19 protein-coding genes are annotated in these 20,813 nt (G+C 42.9%); 2 read left to right on the plus strand and 17 right to left on the minus strand.

Annotation, left to right across the window (positions count from 1 at the left end):
- Nucleotides 1-860, plus strand: an 860-nt coding sequence (locus I1J71_RS07610) for a G5 domain-containing protein (RefSeq protein WP_195184317.1), incomplete at its 5' end; no start/stop codon positions are given.
- A gap of 45 nt (nucleotides 861-905) precedes the next feature.
- Here I1J71_RS07610 and purB read toward each other — a convergent pair.
- From purB to I1J71_RS07695, 17 genes are all read right to left on the minus strand, one after another.
- On the minus strand, nucleotides 906-2,204 hold the full coding sequence (gene purB / locus I1J71_RS07615; protein WP_075565348.1) for an adenylosuccinate lyase: 1,299 nt from the start codon (nucleotides 2,202-2,204) through the stop codon (nucleotides 906-908).
- A 54-nt stretch (nucleotides 2,205-2,258) separates the two neighbouring features.
- A complete protein-coding gene (locus tag I1J71_RS07620) occupies nucleotides 2,259-2,486 on the minus strand; it encodes a phosphoribosylaminoimidazole carboxylase (RefSeq protein ID WP_075565345.1) in 228 nt (75 codons plus the stop codon).
- A gap of 8 nt (nucleotides 2,487-2,494) precedes the next feature.
- Entirely contained in the window at nucleotides 2,495-3,445 is a 951-nt protein-coding gene (locus I1J71_RS07625) for a ketopantoate reductase family protein (protein WP_075565337.1), read from the minus strand.
- On the minus strand, nucleotides 3,446-4,540 hold the full coding sequence (gene purK / locus I1J71_RS07630) for a 5-(carboxyamino)imidazole ribonucleotide synthase (RefSeq protein WP_075565335.1): 1,095 nt from the start codon (nucleotides 4,538-4,540) through the stop codon (nucleotides 3,446-3,448).
- Nucleotides 4,527-5,018, minus strand: a complete 492-nt coding sequence (gene purE, locus I1J71_RS07635; RefSeq protein WP_075565332.1) for a 5-(carboxyamino)imidazole ribonucleotide mutase — start codon at nucleotides 5,016-5,018, stop codon at nucleotides 4,527-4,529. Before purE ends, purK begins: the two co-directional genes overlap by 14 nt.
- A 189-nt stretch (nucleotides 5,019-5,207) precedes the next feature.
- Nucleotides 5,208-6,470, minus strand: coding sequence for a phosphoribosylamine--glycine ligase (gene purD / locus I1J71_RS07640; RefSeq protein WP_075565326.1), 1,263 nt, complete (start codon nucleotides 6,468-6,470; stop codon nucleotides 5,208-5,210).
- A gap of 121 nt (nucleotides 6,471-6,591) precedes the next feature.
- Nucleotides 6,592-8,139, minus strand: a complete 1,548-nt coding sequence (purH, locus tag I1J71_RS07645) for a bifunctional phosphoribosylaminoimidazolecarboxamide formyltransferase/IMP cyclohydrolase (RefSeq protein WP_195184318.1) — start codon at nucleotides 8,137-8,139, stop codon at nucleotides 6,592-6,594.
- Between the two features lie 13 nt (nucleotides 8,140-8,152).
- On the minus strand, nucleotides 8,153-9,145 hold the full coding sequence (locus tag I1J71_RS07650) for a hypothetical protein (protein ID WP_195184319.1): 993 nt from the start codon (nucleotides 9,143-9,145) through the stop codon (nucleotides 8,153-8,155).
- Nucleotides 9,146-9,148: 3 nt separating this feature from the next.
- Nucleotides 9,149-9,703, minus strand: a complete 555-nt coding sequence (purN, locus tag I1J71_RS07655) for a phosphoribosylglycinamide formyltransferase (RefSeq protein ID WP_195184320.1) — start codon at nucleotides 9,701-9,703, stop codon at nucleotides 9,149-9,151.
- Complete coding sequence (gene purM / locus I1J71_RS07660; protein ID WP_195184321.1) at nucleotides 9,703-10,725, minus strand: phosphoribosylformylglycinamidine cyclo-ligase; 1,023 nt, start codon at nucleotides 10,723-10,725, stop codon at nucleotides 9,703-9,705. Before purM ends, purN begins: the two co-directional genes overlap by 1 nt.
- A 40-nt stretch (nucleotides 10,726-10,765) precedes the next feature.
- Entirely contained in the window at nucleotides 10,766-12,208 is a 1,443-nt protein-coding gene (purF, locus tag I1J71_RS07665) for an amidophosphoribosyltransferase (RefSeq protein ID WP_195184322.1), read from the minus strand.
- A 168-nt stretch (nucleotides 12,209-12,376) separates the two neighbouring features.
- Complete coding sequence (locus I1J71_RS07670; protein ID WP_195184323.1) at nucleotides 12,377-16,102, minus strand: phosphoribosylformylglycinamidine synthase; 3,726 nt, start codon at nucleotides 16,100-16,102, stop codon at nucleotides 12,377-12,379.
- A 55-nt stretch (nucleotides 16,103-16,157) separates the two neighbouring features.
- Nucleotides 16,158-16,865, minus strand: a complete 708-nt coding sequence (gene purC / locus I1J71_RS07675) for a phosphoribosylaminoimidazolesuccinocarboxamide synthase (protein WP_195184324.1) — start codon at nucleotides 16,863-16,865, stop codon at nucleotides 16,158-16,160.
- 199 nt (nucleotides 16,866-17,064) lie between these two features.
- Nucleotides 17,065-17,301 carry an acyl carrier protein gene (locus I1J71_RS07680; RefSeq protein WP_195184325.1) on the minus strand — a complete coding sequence of 79 codons (237 nt, stop codon included), beginning with the start codon at nucleotides 17,299-17,301 and terminating at the stop codon, nucleotides 17,065-17,067.
- Nucleotides 17,302-17,311: 10 nt separating this feature from the next.
- Nucleotides 17,312-18,304: a phosphate acyltransferase PlsX gene (gene plsX / locus I1J71_RS07685; protein ID WP_195184326.1), complete on the minus strand. Its 993-nt coding sequence runs from the start codon at nucleotides 18,302-18,304 to the stop codon at nucleotides 17,312-17,314.
- Nucleotides 18,301-19,071, minus strand: a complete 771-nt coding sequence (recO, locus tag I1J71_RS07690) for a DNA repair protein RecO (protein WP_006150509.1) — start codon at nucleotides 19,069-19,071, stop codon at nucleotides 18,301-18,303. Before recO ends, plsX begins: the two co-directional genes overlap by 4 nt.
- Nucleotides 19,068-20,237, minus strand: coding sequence for a pyridoxal phosphate-dependent aminotransferase (locus tag I1J71_RS07695; RefSeq protein WP_195184327.1), 1,170 nt, complete (start codon nucleotides 20,235-20,237; stop codon nucleotides 19,068-19,070). Before I1J71_RS07695 ends, recO begins: the two co-directional genes overlap by 4 nt.
- 154 nt (nucleotides 20,238-20,391) lie before the next feature.
- On the opposite strand from I1J71_RS07695, the gene I1J71_RS07700 reads away from it, so the two are divergent.
- On the plus strand, nucleotides 20,392-20,813 hold a 422-nt coding region (locus I1J71_RS07700; protein ID WP_195184328.1), incomplete at its 3' end, for a YeiH family protein.

Below are 20,813 nucleotides of genomic sequence, written 5' to 3' on the forward strand. Positions count from 1 at the left end.
TCGGAACTCCAGTCACTCATGTCGGCGACGAAGAAGGAGTTGCTCCTGTTGCAGATGCCAAACCACGTGTTGTGATCGAGGACGAAGAAATTCCGTTTACAACTATCACTCGTGAAACTGATACATTGCCTAAGGGAGAAACTCGTGTCGTAACTGAAGGTGTTAAGGGACGTCGTAGTCATTTCTATTCTGTGTCTACTGCTGCTGACGGAAGTGAAGTGAAAACATTGGTGACTAGCGTTGTTGCTCATGAACCAGTTACTCAAATCATCGAAGTTGGAACTCCAGTCACTCATGTCGGCGACGAAGAAGGAGTTGCTCCTGTTGCAGATGCCAAACCACGTGTTGTGATCGAGGAAGAAGAAATTCCGTTTACAACTATCACTCGTGAAACTGATGCATTACCTAAGGGAGAAACTCGTGTCGTAACTGAAGGTGTTAAGGGACGTCGTAGTCATTTCTACTCTGTGTCTACTGCTGCTGACGGAAGTGAAGTGAAAACATTGGTGACTAGCGTTGTTGCTCATGAACCAGTTACTCAAATCATCGAAGTTGGGACTCCTGTAACACATGTGGGAGATGAAAAAGGTCTAGCTCCTGTTGCGGAAGAAAAACCAGCACTAGAGATTCCAAATATACCGGCTCCTATTGCAGAAGAAAAACCAAAATTAGAAATTCCAAGTAAACCAGCTCCAGCAACTGTTCCTGCCGAGGAAAACAAAGCTCTTCATCAAGCCCCAGCTCCTGTGGCAAAAGAAAATAAACTTCCTGAGACAGGAAGCCAAGGTTCAGAATGGTTGATTGCTACAGGTTTGATGGCTGCACTCACAGCTTATGGACTTAGCAAGAAAAAAGATTAAGCATAAATAAAAAGCGAGATACACTCTCGCTTTTTTGATTTATGATTAGTCACCCAAACCGATGCGTTCGAAGATTTCATCCACTCGTTTGGTGTAGTAAGTTGGGTTGAAGATTTCGTCGATTTCTTCTTGAGTCAGACGTGATGTTACTTCTGGATCGGCTTCCAAAAGTGGTTTAAAGTCTACTTGGTTGTCCCAAGAGTAGGCTGTTTTCGGTTGCACCAAGTCATAAGCTTGCTCACGGGTCATACCTTTCTCAATCAAGGTCAACATAGCACGTTGGCTAAAGATAAGACCGAAGGTTGAGTTCATGTTGCGGATCATATTTTCTGGGAAGACGGTCAAGTTCTTGACGATATTGCCAAAACGGTTGAGCATGTAGTCAATCAAAATGGTTGTATCTGGTGTGATGATGCGCTCTGCTGATGAGTGAGAGATATCACGTTCGTGCCAAAGGGCTACGTTTTCATAAGCTGTTACCATGTGACCGCGGATAACACGCGCCAAACCTGTCATGTTTTCAGAACCGATTGGATTGCGTTTGTGGGGCATTGCTGAAGACCCTTTTTGCCCTTTAGCAAAGAACTCTTCTACTTCGCGTTGCTCAGATTTTTGAAGACCACGGATTTCCGTTGCCATACGCTCGATAGAAGTTGCGATGCTAGCAAGAACTGCAAAGTACTCAGCGTGAAGGTCACGAGGAAGGACCTGTGTAGAGATTTCTTGAGCACGGATACCCAATTTGTCGCAGACGTATTTTTCAACGAATGGTGGGATATTAGCAAAGTTCCCAACCGCACCAGAAATTTTACCAGCCTCCACACCTGCAGCCGCATGCTCGAAACGCTCGATGTTACGCTTCATTTCGCTGTACCAAGTCGCAAGCTTGAGACCAAAAGTCGTCGGCTCAGCGTGCACCCCGTGAGTACGACCCATCATGATAGTGAACTTGTGTTCTTTTGCCTTTTCAGCGATGATGTTAGTGAAGTTTTCAAGGTCACGACGAATGATGTCGTTGGCCTGCTTGTAAAGGTAACCGTAGGCCGTATCCACCACATCAGTAGAAGTCAAACCATAGTGAACCCACTTACGCTCTTCACCAAGCGTCTCAGAAACCGCACGTGTGAAAGCCACTACGTCGTGGCGCGTCTCCTGCTCGATTTCCAAAATACGGTCGATGTCAAAGTCCGCTTTCTCGCGAATCAAAGCCACATCTTCCTTAGGGATTTCCCCCAACTCAGCCCATGCCTCGTCAGCCAAGATTTCCACCTCAAGCCAAGCACGGTATTTATTTTCTTCACTCCAAATGTTCGCCATTTCTGGGCGGCTATATCTATCAATCATGTTTTCTTTTCCTTTCTGTTGATGTTTCACATCAGTTAGCAAGTGGTCATCACTTTATTCAAATTCTTCTTTCCCAATCCATACAGATGGATAATGATTCGGTGTATTAAAATCCGTATCCAGCGGTAAATCGTAGATGGCTAAATAGTTTTCAGGGTGTTTTTCAACTAGCTCTTCATACTTAGCTTTCACTTTTTCGTGATCGCTACTAGCATACAAGACTTCGACGACTGCTCCAGTCTTCTCTTTTTCGACAAATGCGTTGACGATGAGTTGAAGCATAAAACCTCCTAAACCGAAATGCCCTTCATATTTGCTTCCAGAATAGGCATCTTCACACCTAACTCCTGACCGGTCTGATAAACACTTTGACAACAGTAGAAGATGTCCTGTTTATCATTGTGCAAGGTCATAATTTTTCGTGTCAACTCATTTTTCGCAAACATGATTTTCATGGCTTTTCCTGCAATCCATGAGGGAATTTTGTAAGGTAAGAGTTCAGCTTTATAAAGCTTCAAATTTACACCACGTGCTTCTACGACTTTCAAAGCCTCTCGAATGGCCTTGATGGCCAATGATAATTCCGAAGAACTATTCATCAAGTTCAAAGCCAATTCTTCTGGGTTTTCCAGATTCCCTGAACGTGCAGCTGTCGAAGTGACACCTGCATTAATCGCCATGTGAATCCAAATCCACTCGACCATATCATGAGGAACTTCCCACTTCAAATCTGCAGAAGTCAGTAAAGCCGTCAAATCAGCATAGTTAGAGATCTGTGCTCTTTGCTCACCTTCTAGCATTAAATGGTCAAACAAGACGCCATCTAAATGGTCCTCCTGCATATGACCACCCGCTGTCGGAAAAGACAGAATATAGTCGTAATCTCCTGCCCACTCCTGTACCTCTTTTCGAGTATCCCAGAAATTACAGAAGAAAACAAGTGTGCCTTTGATATTATTTTTTCGCAAGGTTTCCACAGCTTCTTTGACAAACCCATGACGCACACTCAGAAAAATAAAATCATATTCCGAATCAGTTTCCGCCACATGAACCTCATAGGTGTCGTGTTTGTTCTCACCTTTGGAATGATAACGGCCATCTAGCAGATCAACCAACAACTCCTTGGGAGCATTGTTTTTCTTACTATCTCTCAGTACGTGTTCCACTTGATGACCTGCTTTTTGAAAAGCATAGGCATAAGTAGTCCCGATCACTCCAAGTCCTAGAATCGCTATTTTCACTTAAAAATCAATCCCTTTCCCAAATTCCTCAACCTCATCTGGTACATCACTAAACAAAGTCACATGTCCCATCTTGCGGTTGTGCTTCGCTTCTATTTTACCATACATGTGAAGGTGGGCGCTTGGATTTTCTGTCACATATGTTTCAGCAGCCTCGACATGCTGGCCGAGAACATTAAGCATGACAGCTGCTGGGGCATGTAGTTGGATAGCTGGCAATGGTGCTCCCAGAACACCTAAAATATGGGTATCAAACTGCGAGAAGTCGCAGGCTTCAATAGAGTAGTGCCCTGAGTTATGTGGACGCGGGGCAATTTCATTGACGATGATGTCATCAGCTGTTGCAAACATTTCCACGCAAAGGGTTCCAGACAAGTTGAGTTGTTCTGCGATTCGCACAGCCATAGCTTTGGCTTTTTCAGCTAGATTTTCTGAAATGCGAGCTGGCACGATGGTCTTAGACAGGATATTGTTGCGGTGGATATTTTCCTGAACCGGGAAAACTGTCACGTCCTTGCCATTTCCTGATACAATGACAGAAATTTCAAGGTCGAAATTGACGAATTCTTCTAAAACGCAATCTGCTGAATCCGCTAGTGCATAGGCTTCTTCTAAATCTGCTTCTGAGCGAATGACCTTTTGTCCATGCCCATCATAGCCACCAGTCGCAGTCTTGAGAACATAGTTTTTCGATAGGTCAATATCTGCCAAGTCTTGGCTTGAAGTCACGACCTTGTATGGGGCCACAGTGACTTGAGCCTTGTTGGAAAGAAAGTCCTTCTCAAAAATCCGGTTTTGGGAAATGCGAAGTAGGTCTGTTCCTTGTGGGAGCTGACCGTCTTTGATAACGGCATCCAAACCGTCAGCATCGACATTCTCAAACTCATAGGTCAGGACATCGCAACGCTCTGCCAACTGACGGAGGGCGTCCACATCATTATAAGGCGCCACGATGATTTCCGCCACACGGGAGGCCGGGCAATCCGCTGCTGGATCTAGAGCGATAACCTTGTGCCCCATGTAGATAGCAGAAATGGCCATCATCTGACCCAGCTGACCGCCACCGATAATTCCGATTGTTTTAGATGAGCTCATTTGTAGACTCCTCTGCAATTTTTCCTTGTTCTTCTGCGAAATCTGCCAAAGCTGTCTCGATAGCCTGATCCTCTACTGACAAGAGACGGAGGGCAAATAGAGCCGCATTTGTCGCACCTGCTTCACCAATAGCCATGGTCGCAACAGGCACTCCGCCCGGCATCTGAACGATAGAGTAGAGCGAGTCCACACCACTAAGAGCACGTGATTTGACTGGTACACCAATGACAGGAAGGGTTGTTTTGGCAGCTACCATACCTGGCAAGTGAGCAGCGCCACCCGCACCTGCAATAATGACCTTGATACCACGACTCCGTGCTTCTTCAGCATGTTTGAACATGAGGTCAGGTGTGCGGTGGGCAGAGACAACTTTCTTTTCGTAGACTACACCGAAGCGGTCTAGGACTTCTGCTGTTTTTTGCATGGTTGCCCAGTCGGATTTTGAGCCCATGATGATGGAAATAATTGGTTTAGTCATAATTTTTCCTTTTTCTTCTTTTTTGATAATGGTCTTAGGTGTGGGGACGGAAGCAAACCTTCGGTTTCATTCCTAAAATTTGAGCCTAAGGTCTCAAATTTTCCCTAGACCAGAACAGATACTGTTCTGGTCTTTTCACCACGGCGACCATTGTCGTGTTTGGCGACTGCGTCGCCTTTTCTTATATCTTTATCTAATTGCCTTGCTTCCGATATCCGTACGATAAAAGAGGCCTTCTGTGTTTTGTTTGTCGAGTTGGCTGTAGATGGTGTTTTGGCCGTCTTTGACGGTATCAGCTGTGGTAACCAGCATGTAAACACGGCCTCCGTTTGAAAGAAGGTCTTGCCCATTTTCAGCAAATTTAGCTCCGGCATAGTAAGTGATGATGTCGCCTTCTGTCTTGGTAGGAAGCTTGACACCTTTCTCATAAGCGAGTGGGTAGCCGTTTGATGCTACAACCACACCTAGTGTCACACCCTTATCCGTCCAAGTAATAGCTGGCTCCTTGCCATCGAGGATATCAGTAATATTTTGTGCAAAGTCAGATGTCAAACGAGGCAAGATGATTTGCGTTTCAGGATCTCCAAAACGAGCGTTGAACTCGATGACTTTGGACCCATCAGCTGTCAAGATAAGACCGGCATAAAGTACACCAAGATAAGGACGACCTTCTTTAATCATGCCTTCGAGGACTGGCTTGACAATGGTGTCAACCGCTGTGTCAACCACGCTCTGTGACAAGTGAAGAACTGGCGCATAGGCACCCATCCCACCAGTGTTGGGCCCCTTGTCGCCATCATAAGCACGTTTGTGATCCTGAGCCGTTGGCATGATATAGAACTTGTCACCATTGACAAAGGCAAAGAGTGAGAACTCCTCCCCGTCAAGGAATTCCTCGATAACCACACGCGCACCTGAGTCTCCGAATTTATTGTCCAAAAGCATCTCGTGAGCGGCTTCTACTGCTTGCTCGACTGTCTCCGCAACGACGACACCTTTCCCAAGGGCCAAACCGTCTGCCTTGACTACGATTGGAGCGCCTTTTTCTTCGATATAGGCCTTGGCTTCCTCGAAATCTGAGAAGGTCCCATAGGCTGCTGTCGGAACGTCGTATTTGACCATGATTTCCTTAGCAAAATCCTTGGACCACTCCAGCTCAGCCGCAGCTTTAGTCGGACCAAAAGCCTTGAGACCAGCTGCATTGAACTCATCCACAATCCCAGCCGCAAGGGCGTCATCTGGACCAATAAAGGACCAAGCAATATCGTTGGCTTTTGCAAACTCAATCAATTTAGAATGTTCGGAAATAGAGATATTTACCAATTCCAGACCATCCAGAGTCATCCCGTCATTCCCAGGAGCTACAAAGACTTTTTCAACGTCTTTTGACTCAAGCAACTTCTTAGCAATGGCATGTTCACGGCCACCCGAGCCGACAACTAACAGCTTCATCTTTCAACCTCTTTTGCGAATTATTTACTAATATTATACCATAAACGTTCGTTTTAATCTTGTTTCGTTTCGCTTTTAAAGCAAAAAAAGGAAAGAAACTGTTTTCTTCCCTTTTATTTTCTTAATGTCTAAAATGTCTCACGCCTGTGAAGACCATAGTCAAGCCGTATTTATCAGCAGCTTCGATAGACTCTTGGTCTCGTACTGATCCACCTGGCTGGATGATGGCCTTGATCCCTGCCTTAGCGATTTCTTCCACGTTATCCGCAAATGGGAAGAAGGCATCTGAAGCAAGAACAGCGCCGTCAAGGCGGTCTTTGGCTTGGTCGATGGCAATACGAACAGAGGCCACACGGTTAGTTTGACCTGGCCCAACACCCAATGTCATGTGGTCGTTAGTTACGATGATACCGTTTGATTTGACATACTTGATAGCTTTCCAAGCGAACTCAAGGGCGGTTGCTTCTATCTCGGTTGGTTGGCGTTTGGTTACCACCTGCCAGTCAGCTGGGCTTTCTTTGATCACGTCCTGGTTTTGAACGAGGAGCCCACCGACAACACCTGTGTATTCTGCTTCCACTTCACTAGCATCTTGTGCGTCAAACGGCAAGGCAAGAATGCGCAAGTTTTTCTTTTTGTTGGTCAAAATAGCTAGTGCTTCATCCGTATAGCTTGGTGCGATGATGATTTCAAGGAAAACGCCGTGCATCTTCTCAGCTGTCGCAGCATCTACCTCACGGTTAAGAACGACGATTCCACCAAAGATAGAAACTGGGTCAGACTCATAAGCGTAGTCCCAAGCAGTCTCGATGTCATCAGCTTGACCGATTCCACATGGATTCATGTGTTTGAGAGCTACAACCGTTGGACGTTCTTTGAAATCGCGAATAATACGGATAGCAGCGTCTGCATCGCGAATATTGTTGAAGGACAATTCCTTACCGTTGAGCTGTTTCGCTGATGCAATGGAGTAATCCGTTGGCAAGGCTTTTTGATAGAAATCGGCATCTTGTTGAGGATTTTCACCGTAACGCATTGGTTGTTTAAGGTCATAAGTCAGAGTGAGTTTTTCAGGTTTGCTTTCACCCACTTGAGCTGTGAAGTATTCTGCAATCAAGGCGTCATAAGCCGCTGTGTGACGGAAAACTTTTGCTGCTAACCGTTGGCGAGTTTCGTAAGAGGTTTCGCCGTTTGCTGACAATTCGTCAAGCACAACAGCATAGTCAGCAGGATCTACAACAACGGTCACGCTAGCGTGGTTCTTCGCTGCTGAACGAAGCATAGATGGCCCACCGATATCGATGTTTTCAACAGCATCCGCATAAGTCACATCTTGTTTGAGGATGGTTTCCTTGAATGGGTAAAGGTTAACCACCACAAGGTCGATCAATTCGATCTTATTGTCCTTAGCAGCCTCTAGGTGACTATCGAGGTCGCGACGAGCAAGAAGGCCACCGTGGATATTTGGATGGAGGGTCTTCACACGACCATCCATCATTTCTGGGAAACCAGTCACATCATCGATCGCAATAGTCTCCACCCCAGCATTGTCAAGGGCCACTTTGGTACCACCTGTCGAGATGATGTCCCAACCGAGTTTCTTGAGTTCTTGGGCAAATTCAACAATGCCCGCTTTGTCTGAGACTGAAATAAGTGCTCGTTTAGTCATTTGTTCTCCTTATTTATTTGAATAGACCGAGGAAATCTGAGTTAAATTCATCTTCTCTTATCTTTCGTCTAGCTTTTAGAATATTATTTCTTGATAAGACTGCATTTTGACTTGAAAACTCATAAAAATAATCTATTAATTCACTATTTTCAATATCAAAAGTCTCGTTCATTACAAATTCTGAATTAATAAATATATTAATCCTTTCAAACCATTCTTTTCTACTTCTAAAAACAAAAACTGGTTTTTCTCCGCCATTCTTCAAATAATTTGAAATTCGTTTCAAAATAATACTCACTGTGAAGTTCGTAAATTTTGCATCAACATCCGATAATTTAATATCTTTCTTATTCAGCGAAGCAAAAGGAACCAATTCTAAATTACATATATCTAACTTTAGGTACTTTTCTTTATTTCCCCAATCTAAGTTTTCTACCAAGAAAGCAACAGCTTTATCTACCAATAAATTCTCAGGCCTATTTTTACCTAATAATTCTGCATAATATTTTCTAATGTAATAACACTCCGAATTAATAAATTGTTTTAGTTCTTTAAAACTTGGTCTCTTTTCAAAATTATTATAGATTATCTTAATTTCTTGATCGATTATATTCTCATTCTGCACAATTTTCTTAATTACATCATCTTTTTTCCATGTCTCACTACCCTGAAACATTCGTTTAATGTACTTTTCTTTTTGTGCAGATTTAATAAAACTATTTAAATTATTTTTATCCAAATTCCAAATAGCCTTAGCAACCCCAGGATTAAACAAACAAATATATAAATTCGCGTTTTCATAATCTCCTTGAACATGTGTAGGGATTATGTATCTTGTTGCAGGTTTGTATTTTTTCCTATTAGGTTCAATCCAAGAAAATTCATTATTCGGTTTTGTTAAACATTCAAGAAATTCATTAATCAACCTTATACCTTTATCATTTTTCCATGGATTATAGTCACTGACATTTTTATCCCAGTTTTTCAACTTTTCTTTAAAATCCATATTTTATCTCCTCTCCACTCCCAAACTATCCAAGACTTCTGGATAGAGTTTGTACTCTGTTTCGTGGATGCGAGTTTCGAAAGTATCAAGGGTATCCCCTTCAAGGCGTGGCACACGCACTTGTTTGATGACCTTGCCGGTATCAACACCAGAGTCCACCCAGTGAATAGTCACGCCAGACTGGTCCACACCTGCATTCCAAGCATCTTCAATACCATGAGCTCCTGGAAATTCAGGGAGAAAAGCTGGGTGAATATTGATGATACGGCCTTCATAAGCTGCTAGTAAAGTTGGGCCAACGATTTTCATATAGCCTGCGAGACAAACCAAGTCAATCTGGTGCTCATCTAAGAGTTCGACAATGGCTCCTTCGTAGTCTGCTTTGCTCTCAAACTCCTTGAGTTCAAAAGCATAGCTAGCCACACCAAGATTTTTGGCACGTTCTAAAACGTAGGCATCCCGTTGATCTGAAAAGACAAATTCTACTGGAAATTGTTCCGCAATGACCTGAAAGTTTGAGCCGTTTCCAGAGGCAAAAACAGCAATCTTTTTAGCCATTATTTAATCACCACACTTGCATCTGTCTTCTTGACAATCCGACCGATTTCATAAACTGGTTCGTCGAGAAGTTCTTTGACACGTTCCACATGTTCTGGTTTCACCGCAAGCATAAGCCCCACACCCATGTTGAAGATTTCAAACATTTCTTCATGTTTGATTTGGCCATATTTTTCAAGGGCTTTGAAAATTGGAAGAACTGGCACTTTACTTTCATCAATTTCAGCAGCCAAGTCATCTGAGAACATACGTGGTACATTTTCAATGAAACCACCACCTGTGATGTGGGCAATACCGTTAACCAATTCTTCTTTGATGAGTGGCAAAGCTGCTTTAACGTAGATACGAGTTGGTTCAAGAAGAACGTCTTTAAGTTTTTTGCCTTCAAGTTCTGGGAGAACTTCTTCACCTGTGTAATCAGCAAAGACACGACGCACGAGTGAGTAACCATTTGAGTGGATACCGCTTGAGGCAAGTCCAAGAAGCACATCACCTTCAGCCACTTTTGAACCGTCAATGATTTGAGATTTTTCTGCGATACCTACCGCGAAACCTGCCAAATCATAGTCGTCTTCACCATACATACCAGGCATTTCAGCAGTTTCCCCACCGATGAGGGCCGCACCTGCTTGTACACAACCTTCGGCCACACCAGCAACCACTTGTTCTAGCTTAGCTGGTTCATTTTTTCCAGTCGCCACATAATCTAGGAAGTAAAGAGGTTCAGCACCTGCAGCAATGATATCGTTAACACACATAGCCACACAGTCTTGACCGATAGTATCGTGTTTGTCGTACTTGATAGCAAGCATGAGCTTGGTTCCAACACCGTCAGTTCCTGAAATCAAAACTGGCTCTTTAACACCTGTTTTTGAAAGGTCAAACATACCACCGAAACCACCAAGAGCTCCCATAACACCAGCACGCTCCGTACGTGCCACGTGTTTTTTGATCCGTTCAACAACTTCATAACCCGCTTCAACATCCACACCAGACTGCGCATAAGCATTCTTATTTGTCATTTTATTCATTCCTTTTCTTTAATCGAGAGTCTTTAGCCATCTATTTGTAAAAACTGATCTTGTCATCCAAACTTCTACGATAGTCTTCTTCATAATCATAGAGAGGAGTTGGATATTTCCCATCAAAGTAAGCCACACAGAGACCACCATTCGGCGCATCTGTTTCAATCCCAATAGAGTCAATCAACCCATCAATCGAAAGATAAGTCAGGCTATCCGCACCAATGATTTGGCGAGTCTCTTCGACCGTATGATTGGCCGCAATCAGCTCCTGACGTGTCTGGATATCAATCCCGTAAAAACATGGATAGGCAAGAGCAGGACTCCCGATGGCAACGTGTACTTCTGATGCCCCCGCTTCTTTCAAGAGTTGGACAATGCGACGAGATGTCGTGCCTCGTACAATCGAGTCATCAATCATGACAACGCGTTTGCCTTTCACTACACCAGAAACGGCAGATAACTTCATCCGAACCCCTTGCTCGCGTAATTCTTGAGTCGGCTGGATAAAGGTCCGTTGGGTATATTGGTTCTTGATGAGTCCCATTTCATTTGGTAGACCTGATTCTTCCGCAAATCCCATAGCTGCGCTAAGAGAGGAGTTTGGTACCCCAACTACGATATCAGCTTCATGCTTGAACTCACGTGCCAATTGAGCTCCCATTCTCTTACGAGCCGTATGAACATTGACACCATGGATATTGGAGTCAGGACGGGCAAAGTAGATATACTCCATGGAACAGATAGCCAACTGAGTATCGTTTGTATAGCTGTCATACTGGATGCCATTGTCATCAATAATGACAATCTCGCCTGGTTTTACGTCGCGAATCCACTCAGCACCGATTACTTCAAAGGCACAGGTTTCAGATGAAACCACTACTGCTCCATTAGCCATTTTCCCGATTGACAGAGGACGGAAGCCATTTGGATCAAGCGCTGCAATTAACTTATCTTCAAACATCAAGAGATAAGCAAAACCACCTTTGACAAGACTGAGCGCTTCCTTGATTTTACCCATCAGGTTCGGATTGTGGCTACGGCGAATAAGGTGAGCCAAGATTTCAGAGTCAGAAGTTGAGCTGAAAATCGCTCCTCTTTGTTCCAATTCTTGCTTGAGCGATTCTGCATTGGTCAGATTTCCATTATGAGCCAAACCAAACTGCATGTCGTGAAAGCGGAAGAGGAAAGGTTGGATATTGTCTACAGAAGCTTCTCCCGCAGTCGCATAACGCACGTGCCCAATCGCTCCAGTTCCTGTCAATTTATCCAAATTCGCAGGATTTTTGAAGACTTCTGATAAAAGCCCCATATCACGATGACGCTTCAATTTCCCTTGGTCATTGGAGAGGATTCCTGCCCCCTCCTGACCACGGTGCTGAAGACTATGGAGTCCAAAATAGGTCAATTTGGCAGCGTCTGGGTGACCCCAGATACCAAAAACACCACATTCTTCATTAAGAGATTTTACTTCGTATGTCATTTTATATACCTAATTTTTATTTGTGTATCATTTCTTAACGATACTAGAGCGGAATGATACGGCAGAAGCTCGTTTCACTCGCAACAACAAATCATTTGCAATTATCGCAAGTTAGATCTACTTGGTTTTACATTTACTGATGGTTATCTATTAGAAAATCTGCAAAGCCTATTTTCCAGTAAAGTATTTAACCGCTGACGCAAAGAGATGTTGATCTTTATTTCCTGGAATATTTTGGAAGAGACCGTCTTCGAAACGTTCTGAGTGACCCATCTTACCAATAATTTGACCGTTCTTGCTGGTAATACCTTCGATCGCATTAACAGAACCATTTGGATTGTATTTAGAATCCATGCTTGGTTTACCATCAAAGTCAACATATTGGGTAAAGATTTGACCATTGTCACGAAGCTCTGCAAATTCCTCAGCTGTCACGACAAACTTCCCTTCACCGTGCGATACTGGGATGGCATGGATGTCACCAACTTCTACTCCGGCAAGCCATGGTGAGTTGGTGTTGGCAATACGTGTCTCAACCATCTTGGCCACGTGTTGGTTAGCATCATTGTAGAAGAGGGTTGGACTGGTGCTACTTGCATCTTCAAAGTTACCGTATGGAAGAAGACCTGATTTAACAAGGGCTTGGAATCCGTTACAGATACCGATAATCAAACCACCACCTTCGATGAAGCTATCAATAGCTGCACGTACTTTTTCATTGAGCAAGATGTTGACGATGAATTTAGCTGATCCATCTGGTTCATCCGCTGCTGAGAAACCACCTGCAAAGAAGATAATGTTAGCTTTTTCGATATTGTCAACCATAGTGTCAACAGACTTGACAATAGCCTCTTCATTAAGTGTTACAAATGGTACCAAGTTGACTTTTGCACCTTCTTTTTCAAAGGCTTTAGCTGAATCGTACTCAGAGTTAGTACCTGGGAATACTGGGATGTAAACCACTGGTGTCTCAACTGTTTCTTTAGCTTTGATAACTGCATCTGATGTTACAGCAGGCACTTCTTCCAACTCAGTTGCTTGTGCAAATTCCGTTGGGTAAACTTCTTCCAATTTACCTTGGAAGGCACTGTCAAGTTTGTGTCCATCAAGCGTTACATCGTTGACAGTAAGTGTAAAGTCAGCTGCTGTTTGTCCAATCTTGGCAACACCTGAAATCTCTTCCGGAGATGTGAAGACGAATCCACCCAGTTGAGCTGTCAAGGCAGTCTTAAGATTTTCAAGGGCTACAGTGGCACCAATATGGTTACCAAAACTTGCAAGTGCAAGTGCTTCAAGGACACCTCCATATTTGACAGCTGATGCAGATGTGACTTTATGATCAGCTTGGATGGCTTCAAACTTAGCAAAGTTAGACTTGATGAGATCGAAGTCAATTTCTTGTGCCAAAGCTTGACCAGGAATGTAGTAAATATTTTCACCAGTAGCTTTGAATTCTGGAGAAAGAACCTTACGGCTATCTGCAGTTGTTACCCCAAAAGCAACCAAGGTTGGTGGTACTGTCAATTCTTCAAAGGTACCAGACATAGAGTCCTTACCACCGATAGATGGCAAACCAAGTTGAATCTGAGCTTCGATTGATCCAAGGAGAGCAGCTACTGGTTGACCAAAACGCTCTGCTTGTTTATCCATACGCTCGAAATATTCTTGATAAGAGAAACGAGCCTTAGACCAGTTTGCACCAGCAGCAACCAAACGAGCTGTTGCTTCGATGACTGCATAAGCAGCGCCATGATATGGAGACCATTCTGCTACATAAGGGTTGAATCCTTGCGCCATAACAGAAGCAGTTGTTGTCACGCCATGTTGGACTGGCAATTTCTGTACAGAAGCTTCCGTTGGTGTGATTTGATAGCGACCACCAAGTGGGTGATTGACTGTTGAACGTCCAACTGAGCTATCAAAGATGGTTTGTAAACCTTTTTGACTTGCATGGTTCAGGTCAGCCAAGACTTCAAGAGTATCCGCTTCAAGGGTTTCAGCAGATGTTTGACGTTCTTCTGGAAGCTTGACATCCTTGTCAACCACCTTAGCATCTACAACCACACGTACACCGTTTGTATCAAGGAAACGACGTTCCAAATCAACGATGGTTTCACCATTCCAGTGCATGACAAGATTTGGTTTTTCAGTCACTGTCGCTACGACAACAGCATCAATATTTTCTTTATTACATGCTGTAACAAAGGCATCTACATCTTCTGGACGAACCACTACGGCCATCCGTTCTTGAGATTCAGAGATGGCAATTTCTGTACCGTTCAAACCTTGGTATTTCAATGGCACTTTGTCTAGATCAATTTCAAGACCATCTGCCAATTCACCGATAGCCACACAGACACCACCAGCACCAAAGTCATTTGATTTCTTGATTAGACGTGTCACTTCCCCATTACGGAAAAGACGTTGAATCTTACGTTCTTCGATGGCATTTCCTTTTTGAACCTCAGCACCAGCTGTTTCAACAGATTCAACCGTTTGAACTTTAGAAGAACCTGTCGCACCACCGACACCGTCACGTCCAGTCTTACCACCGAGCAAGATAATCACATCACCTGCTTCAGGTTTTTCACGGACAACATTTTCCTTAGGAGTCGCACCGACAACGGCACCTAGCTCCATACGTTTAGCAACGAAACCTGGGTGGAAGTATTCACGAACATAAGTTGTTGCAAGACCAATTTGGTTACCATATGAAGAATAACCGTGAGCCGCTGTTTTAGAAATGACTTGTTGTGGCAATTTACCAGCACGAGTCGCTGAAATTGGAGCTGTTATATCACCAGCACCTGAGATACGCATGGCTTGGTAAACATATGAACGCCCTGACAATGGGTCACGAATGGCTCCACCGATACAAGTAGCCGCTCCACCAAATGGTTCGATTTCAGTTGGGTGATTGTGGGTTTCGTTTTTGAACATGAGAAGCCATGGTTCTTTGACACCATTGACATCCACTTCAATTTCAACTGAGCAGGCATTGATTTCATCAGACACTTCCATGTCGTCCAAACGACCATTGGCACGCTCATAACGGCCGAAAATAGTGGCCATATCCATCAAGGTTTGAGGTTTCTCTGTACGTCCCAACTCATCACGCATGGCAATATACTTGTCATAAGTCGCTTGCAATTGTTTTTCAAATTTAGAAGCTGAGAAGTCGATGTTTTTCAACTCAGTCTCGAAAGTCGTGTGACGGCAGTGGTCAGACCAGTAAGTATCCAAAACCTTCAACTCAGTCTCAGTTGGCACACGTCCAATTGACTTGAAATAGTCTTGAATGAAGAGAAGGTCGTCCACTTCCATGGCCAATCCTTGCTTTGCCTTATACTGTGCAAAATCTTCTGCTGTATAAGTTTCAAAGAAATCCAAAGTTGGAATAGTTTTGTCGGACTCAGAGAAATCCTGTTTCGCAATACCAACAGTGATATCTTTGAAACGAGAATCCACTGGGTTCAAGAGATAGTTTTTGACAGCTTCCAACTCATTCACATCAATATCCTTGTTGACCAAGTAAAGTTGTGCTGTATTCACTGTTACATCATTTGAACTACCAAGCAACAGCAAAGCTTCTTGTGAAGAGGCCGCACGTTGGTCAAATTGTCCAGGCAAACTTTCGATCGCAAAGAAAGCATGCTTCTCAAGATCAGCCTGAACCGCAGCTTCATCCAAAACAGTATCGGTCACTTGCTCAGAGAAGATATGTTTTTCCGCACGCGCAAACAAGTCCTCTGCCAAACCAAAAACATCGTAAACCTGAACAATCCGAAGATCATTCAAGGTTTTTAACTGAAGATTATGCTGTAATTCTTTTACTAAAGAGTCAGATTTCACACGAAAATCAGCTTTTTTCTCAACGAAAATACGTTTATCCATTTTAGTTCCTTTATCTATTTCTACTTAAAGATTGTAGTGACGACCAAGTATAACTTTACTTCAATCCCTGCAACTTCTCTAACACAACCTTATAAACATCCGTTAGACTGCCCAAATCTCTACGGAAAACATCCTTGTCCATATGGTGCCCTTCAGCATCCCAAAGGCGGCAGTTATCTGGTGAGAATTCGTCTGCCAAGATAATCTTGCCATCCTTATCAAAACCGAATTCCAATTTGAAGTCAATCAAACGAAGACCTATTTGCTCAAACCAATCTTTCAGCAATCCATTGATGCGACGTGTTTCTTCCTTGATATAAGCGATTTGTTCATCATTGGCAATATCCAAAAACTTCACATGCTCATCATTGATAAATGGATCATCCAACTCATCGTTTTTGTAGTAAAATTCAACGATTGGAGTTTTCAAGTCCAATCCTTCTTCAACACCGAAACGTTTTGAGAAAGAACCCGCAGTCACGTTACGAAGCACAACTTCCAAAGGAATGATTGAAACCTTCTTGTTCAATTGTTCTGTATCAGAGATACGTTCGATAAAGTGAGTAGCCACACCTGCAGCATTCAATTTTTCAAAAATAAGAGACGAAATCTGATTATTGAGCACACCTTTACCTTCGATAGTCTCTTTACGAGCACCATTCAGCATGGTAGCCTGGTCCTTATAAACGGACCTAATCACATGTTCGTCTTCTGTAGTATAGATATCTTTAGCTTTTCCCGTATAAATAAGTTTACTGGACATTTTATTATTCGCCTTTCGTATTACTTGGCCTCATTCTAACACAAAAATAAGCAGAAATCAAATGTTTTACGAACGTAAACGTATTCTTCGTTCTAAAACGTTTAGAAAAAAATCAAATCAGACTATTTAGATAACTAGACCATAATCATTTAAACTCCACACAATCAAAAAAGCAACATGACCAGCATGTTGCTTTTTCTTATATTCTATTTTTAATGATTGCTAATACATCTGCGACACTTTGGAGGTTGTCAATTTCTTCATCACTGATCTCAATTCCAAATTCATCCTCAATGGTTAGGATAAATTCCATCAAATCTACTGAATCAGCATCCAAATCATCCTTTAAGCTCAAGTTTTCGGTTACGACAAAGTCTTCTCCTTGACGCTCTTGAATGATGGTTACGATACGGTCAAAAATTTGTTGATCTGTCATATTATTCTCCTTATTCCTCTGAAAATTCACGCGCAGTTTGGGCAACTACATCTGTCTCGAGCATGGTACGAATCTGGCGTATTGTGCTATAGACAGCTTTGGCATCACTTGAACCATGAGTCTTAACTACTGGCGCCTTAACACCAAACAAGACCGCACCTCCAACATCTGAATAGTTGAGCTGTTTTTTCAAACCTCTGAGGTTATCCTTAAGAAGGAAAGCACCTAGCTTGGCTCTAAGACCGCCACCTACAATAGCATTTTTGAGCAAGCCCATGATACCCATAGCAGTCCCTTCAATAGCTTTGAGCACAGCGTTTCCCGTGAAACCATCTGTTACGACTACATCAGCAACACCATCCATCAAATCACGTGCTTCCACGTTCCCGATGAAATTCAAACTCTCGTCAGCCGCTAATAGGTCATAGGCTTCCTTGCGGAGTGGATCTCCCTTGCTGCTCTCTGTCCCGTTATTAAGCAAACCTACACGAGGTTTTTCAATACCACGAACATTTCTAGCATAGAAGGAGCCTAGGACTGCATATTGATGAAGGTGATGGGCGGTATTTTCTGCATTGGCACCAAGGTCAAGCATGTCAAAACCTTTTCCATCAATAGTTGGCAAGGTTGACATAAGACCTGGTCGATCGATATTTTTGATACGACCAACGATGAAGAATCCCGCTGCTAACAAGGCACCTGTATTTCCTGCAGAAAGAACTGCATCTGCCTCTCCATCCTTAACAGCCTTAGCTGCCAATACCATGCTGGAATTTTTCTTCTTGCGGATAGCTTTTGTAGGCTCATCGTCTGAGTCGATTTTTTCATCCGTATGGATAATACTAACGCGCTCTGTAGCTGTTAGATATTGCTTGATTTTGCTTTCATCTCCATAAAGTTGGATTTCAATATCTGAAAAGTCAGCAAGGGCTTGATTAACTCCCTCTACAATAGCTTGTGGTGCGTAATCGCCACCCATTGCATCAACTGCGATTTTTTTCATTTGTCTTCCTCTTTCAGTAGTTGTCCCCAGTCGGCTAGGGAATCAATAAATTTCTTTGATTTCAGATGAATGCCGACATATTCCTCGTAGATTTGGTCCATAAATTTGCGCAAGTCCTGCTTGATTTCGGCCTTAAGTGAGATAGTCTCCAAGGTCTCAAAATCAATGGCTTGAAATTGATTGAGCAGATAAGGAATATTGGGATTTAAATGACATCGTTTCTCGTCTTCATGGTAATGATCGGGACAAAGGCAACCCCCGTATTTAAAGGAGAAGTCAAAGGCTTGCCCCACACGATGACAAAAGGTACACTCATTAAAGTTGAGACTGATTCCAAAACGTGTCAATATTTGAATTTCAAAAATATTGGTCAAAACTTGATAATCCAGACCCTCTTCCATCAGCTCTAAAGTCTTTTGCAAAAAAGCAAATAAGGGAGCATCTTCTTGGTTATCCTGCAAACTCGCATCTGCCAAGGCTGCAACGTAAGTCGCATAAGCCATAACAAAGAGGTCACTATTGATTTTCGGAAAAGTCTTCACCTCATGATAATCTTCTATATAACTAAGTCCATCGTCATTGACTTTTAGGAGAAAATGGGCTAAGACTAAAGGTTGAATGACAGGAGCTAGTTTGGATTGGCCGGCGTGTTTGACAAAAAACATGCGCTTGCCTGCCTGTTCTGTAAAGATTTTAACAAGCTTATCATCCTCTCGAAAATTTCGATTGTAAAGTACTAAACCCTGACTCGTAATCGATTGAATCATGCTTCTCTCATGTACTCCTCAAGTCGTTTCATAGCTTCTCTGATGGTTCCCATGCTAGCTGCATAAGATAGGCGAACATAGCCTTCTCCATACTGTCCAAAGGCAGCACCAGGGATAAAAGCAACAGCCTTCTTTTGGGCAAAATCCTTCAGAAAAGCAAAGGAATCTTGATTATAGCCTGCTGGAATCTTAGCAAAGATATAAAAAGCACCGTCCGGCTTGATGATTTCAAACCCAAGCTTAGTCATCTTCTCAATAATGTAGTCCCGACGTTGGATATATTCCTTCTTCATCGGTTCTGCATCATCTTTACCGGCTGTTAAAGCTTCCACTGCAGCATGTTGCGCCATGGTGTTTGCAGCAGTTACCAAGTACTGGTGGCTCTTGATGAGTTGAGCTGTGAAGTTTGCTGGTGCAAAGATAAAACCTAAACGCCAACCTGTCATGGCATGGGATTTAGAAAGACCGTTAATGATAATTGCCTGATCTCTCAACATAGTTCCCAAAGATACATGATTTTCCCCTGTATAGGTCAATTCTGAGTAGACTTCATCACAGACTACGAAAATCTCATACTTACGTAAAACAGCTGCCAAGGCTTCTAATTGCTCGCGACTATAGGTAATTCCTGTAGGGTTGGCTGGATAGTTGAGAATAACTGCCTTGAGCTTGTCACCTTGCTCCAAAGTTGCCTTTTCCAACATCTCAGGCGTCAAAACAAAACCATTTTCAGTTGTATCAATCTCGACAATCTCTGCACCAACTAGATTAACTATTGGCTCATAGCCAGGATAGGCAGGAGCTGGCAAGAGAACCTTGTCTCCTTCCTCCAAAATAGCTGTCAGAGTAGCTGATAGAGCCTCTGTCGCACCAATTGTGACCAAGATTTCATTCTCTGGATTGTAGTCTAGCTGATATTTCTCTTTTACAAAATCACTCGCCGCCTGACGCAATGTCAACAAACCACTCATCCCTGTATAGTAGGATTGATCTTGGTCAATAGCTCGCTTTGCAGCTTCCTTGATATGATCTGGCGTTGTAAAATCTGGTTCTCCCAAGGTCAATCGCAGGACACCAGGAATCTCTGAAATAGCCTGGTCAAATTGACGAATCAAGGATACTTGTATCTTATCTAATTGTTTATTAAAGCGTTTGGTTAAGTCCATATATATCCTCCTTGATCAAAGAACATATATCTATTATACTACAAAAGCTCTCTGACCGCAAAATTCCGTTAATTTACAACCTTATTCCTACTTTCTATTTTACTTTTCTGACAGATAAGATTATAATAAGTAGTATTTATTTTCGGAGGTTTTTATGTCATTTCTATCAAAAAATTGGGCAGGACTGCTAGTCTGTCTAATCATTTCTATCATCTCTTGGGTTTTAGGAGGCTTTCTGCCTGTTGTGGGAGCACCTGTTTTCGCCATTTTTATCGGAATGATTCTCCAGCCCTTTCTCACTTCTTATAAACAACTGGATGCCGGCTTGACTTATAGCTCCAAAAAACTGCTTCAATATGCTGTTATCTTGCTTGGGTTTGGACTCAATATCTCACAAGTTTTCGCAGTTGGAAAATCTTCCCTCCCTGTTATCCTTTCGACTATTTCTATCGCTTTGATTATAGCTTTCTTTTTCCAACGATTTTTTAACCTTGATACAAAGCTAGCTACCTTGATTGGAGTTGGATCTTCTATCTGTGGCGGTTCTGCCATTGCAGCGACTGCTCCTGTTATTCA

It is taken from the genome of Streptococcus infantis (assembly GCF_015546995.1).
GTDB lineage: Bacteria > Bacillota > Bacilli > Lactobacillales > Streptococcaceae > Streptococcus > Streptococcus infantis_J.

Excerpts from the sequence above, each read along its gene's own strand:
- I1J71_RS07695 (WP_195184327.1), bottom strand. The coding sequence starts at position 20,237 with ATGGACTTAACCAAACGCTTTAATAAACAATTAGATAAGATACAAGTA.
- purH (WP_195184318.1), bottom strand. The coding sequence starts at position 8,139 with ATGACTAAACGAGCACTTATTTCAGTCTCAGACAAAGCGGGCATTGTT.
- purB (WP_075565348.1), bottom strand. The coding sequence starts at position 2,204 with ATGATTGATAGATATAGCCGCCCAGAAATGGCGAACATTTGGAGTGAA.
- purK (WP_075565335.1), bottom strand. The coding sequence starts at position 4,540 with ATGAGCTCATCTAAAACAATCGGAATTATCGGTGGCGGTCAGCTGGGT.
- purE (WP_075565332.1), bottom strand. The coding sequence starts at position 5,018 with ATGACTAAACCAATTATTTCCATCATCATGGGCTCAAAATCCGACTGG.
- I1J71_RS07620 (WP_075565345.1), bottom strand. The coding sequence starts at position 2,486 with ATGCTTCAACTCATCGTCAACGCATTTGTCGAAAAAGAGAAGACTGGA.
- I1J71_RS07650 (WP_195184319.1), bottom strand. The coding sequence starts at position 9,145 with ATGGATTTTAAAGAAAAGTTGAAAAACTGGGATAAAAATGTCAGTGAC.
- recO (WP_006150509.1), bottom strand. The coding sequence starts at position 19,071 with ATGATTCAATCGATTACGAGTCAGGGTTTAGTACTTTACAATCGAAAT.
- I1J71_RS07670 (WP_195184323.1), bottom strand. The coding sequence starts at position 16,102 with ATGGATAAACGTATTTTCGTTGAGAAAAAAGCTGATTTTCGTGTGAAA.
- plsX (WP_195184326.1), bottom strand. The coding sequence starts at position 18,304 with ATGAAAAAAATCGCAGTTGATGCAATGGGTGGCGATTACGCACCACAA.
- purN (WP_195184320.1), bottom strand. The coding sequence starts at position 9,703 with ATGGCTAAAAAGATTGCTGTTTTTGCCTCTGGAAACGGCTCAAACTTT.
- purM (WP_195184321.1), bottom strand. The coding sequence starts at position 10,725 with ATGACAAATAAGAATGCTTATGCGCAGTCTGGTGTGGATGTTGAAGCG.
- purC (WP_195184324.1), bottom strand. The coding sequence starts at position 16,865 with ATGTCCAGTAAACTTATTTATACGGGAAAAGCTAAAGATATCTATACT.
- purF (WP_195184322.1), bottom strand. The coding sequence starts at position 12,208 with ATGACATACGAAGTAAAATCTCTTAATGAAGAATGTGGTGTTTTTGGT.
- I1J71_RS07680 (WP_195184325.1), bottom strand. The coding sequence starts at position 17,301 with ATGACAGATCAACAAATTTTTGACCGTATCGTAACCATCATTCAAGAG.
- purD (WP_075565326.1), bottom strand. The coding sequence starts at position 6,470 with ATGAAGCTGTTAGTTGTCGGCTCGGGTGGCCGTGAACATGCCATTGCT.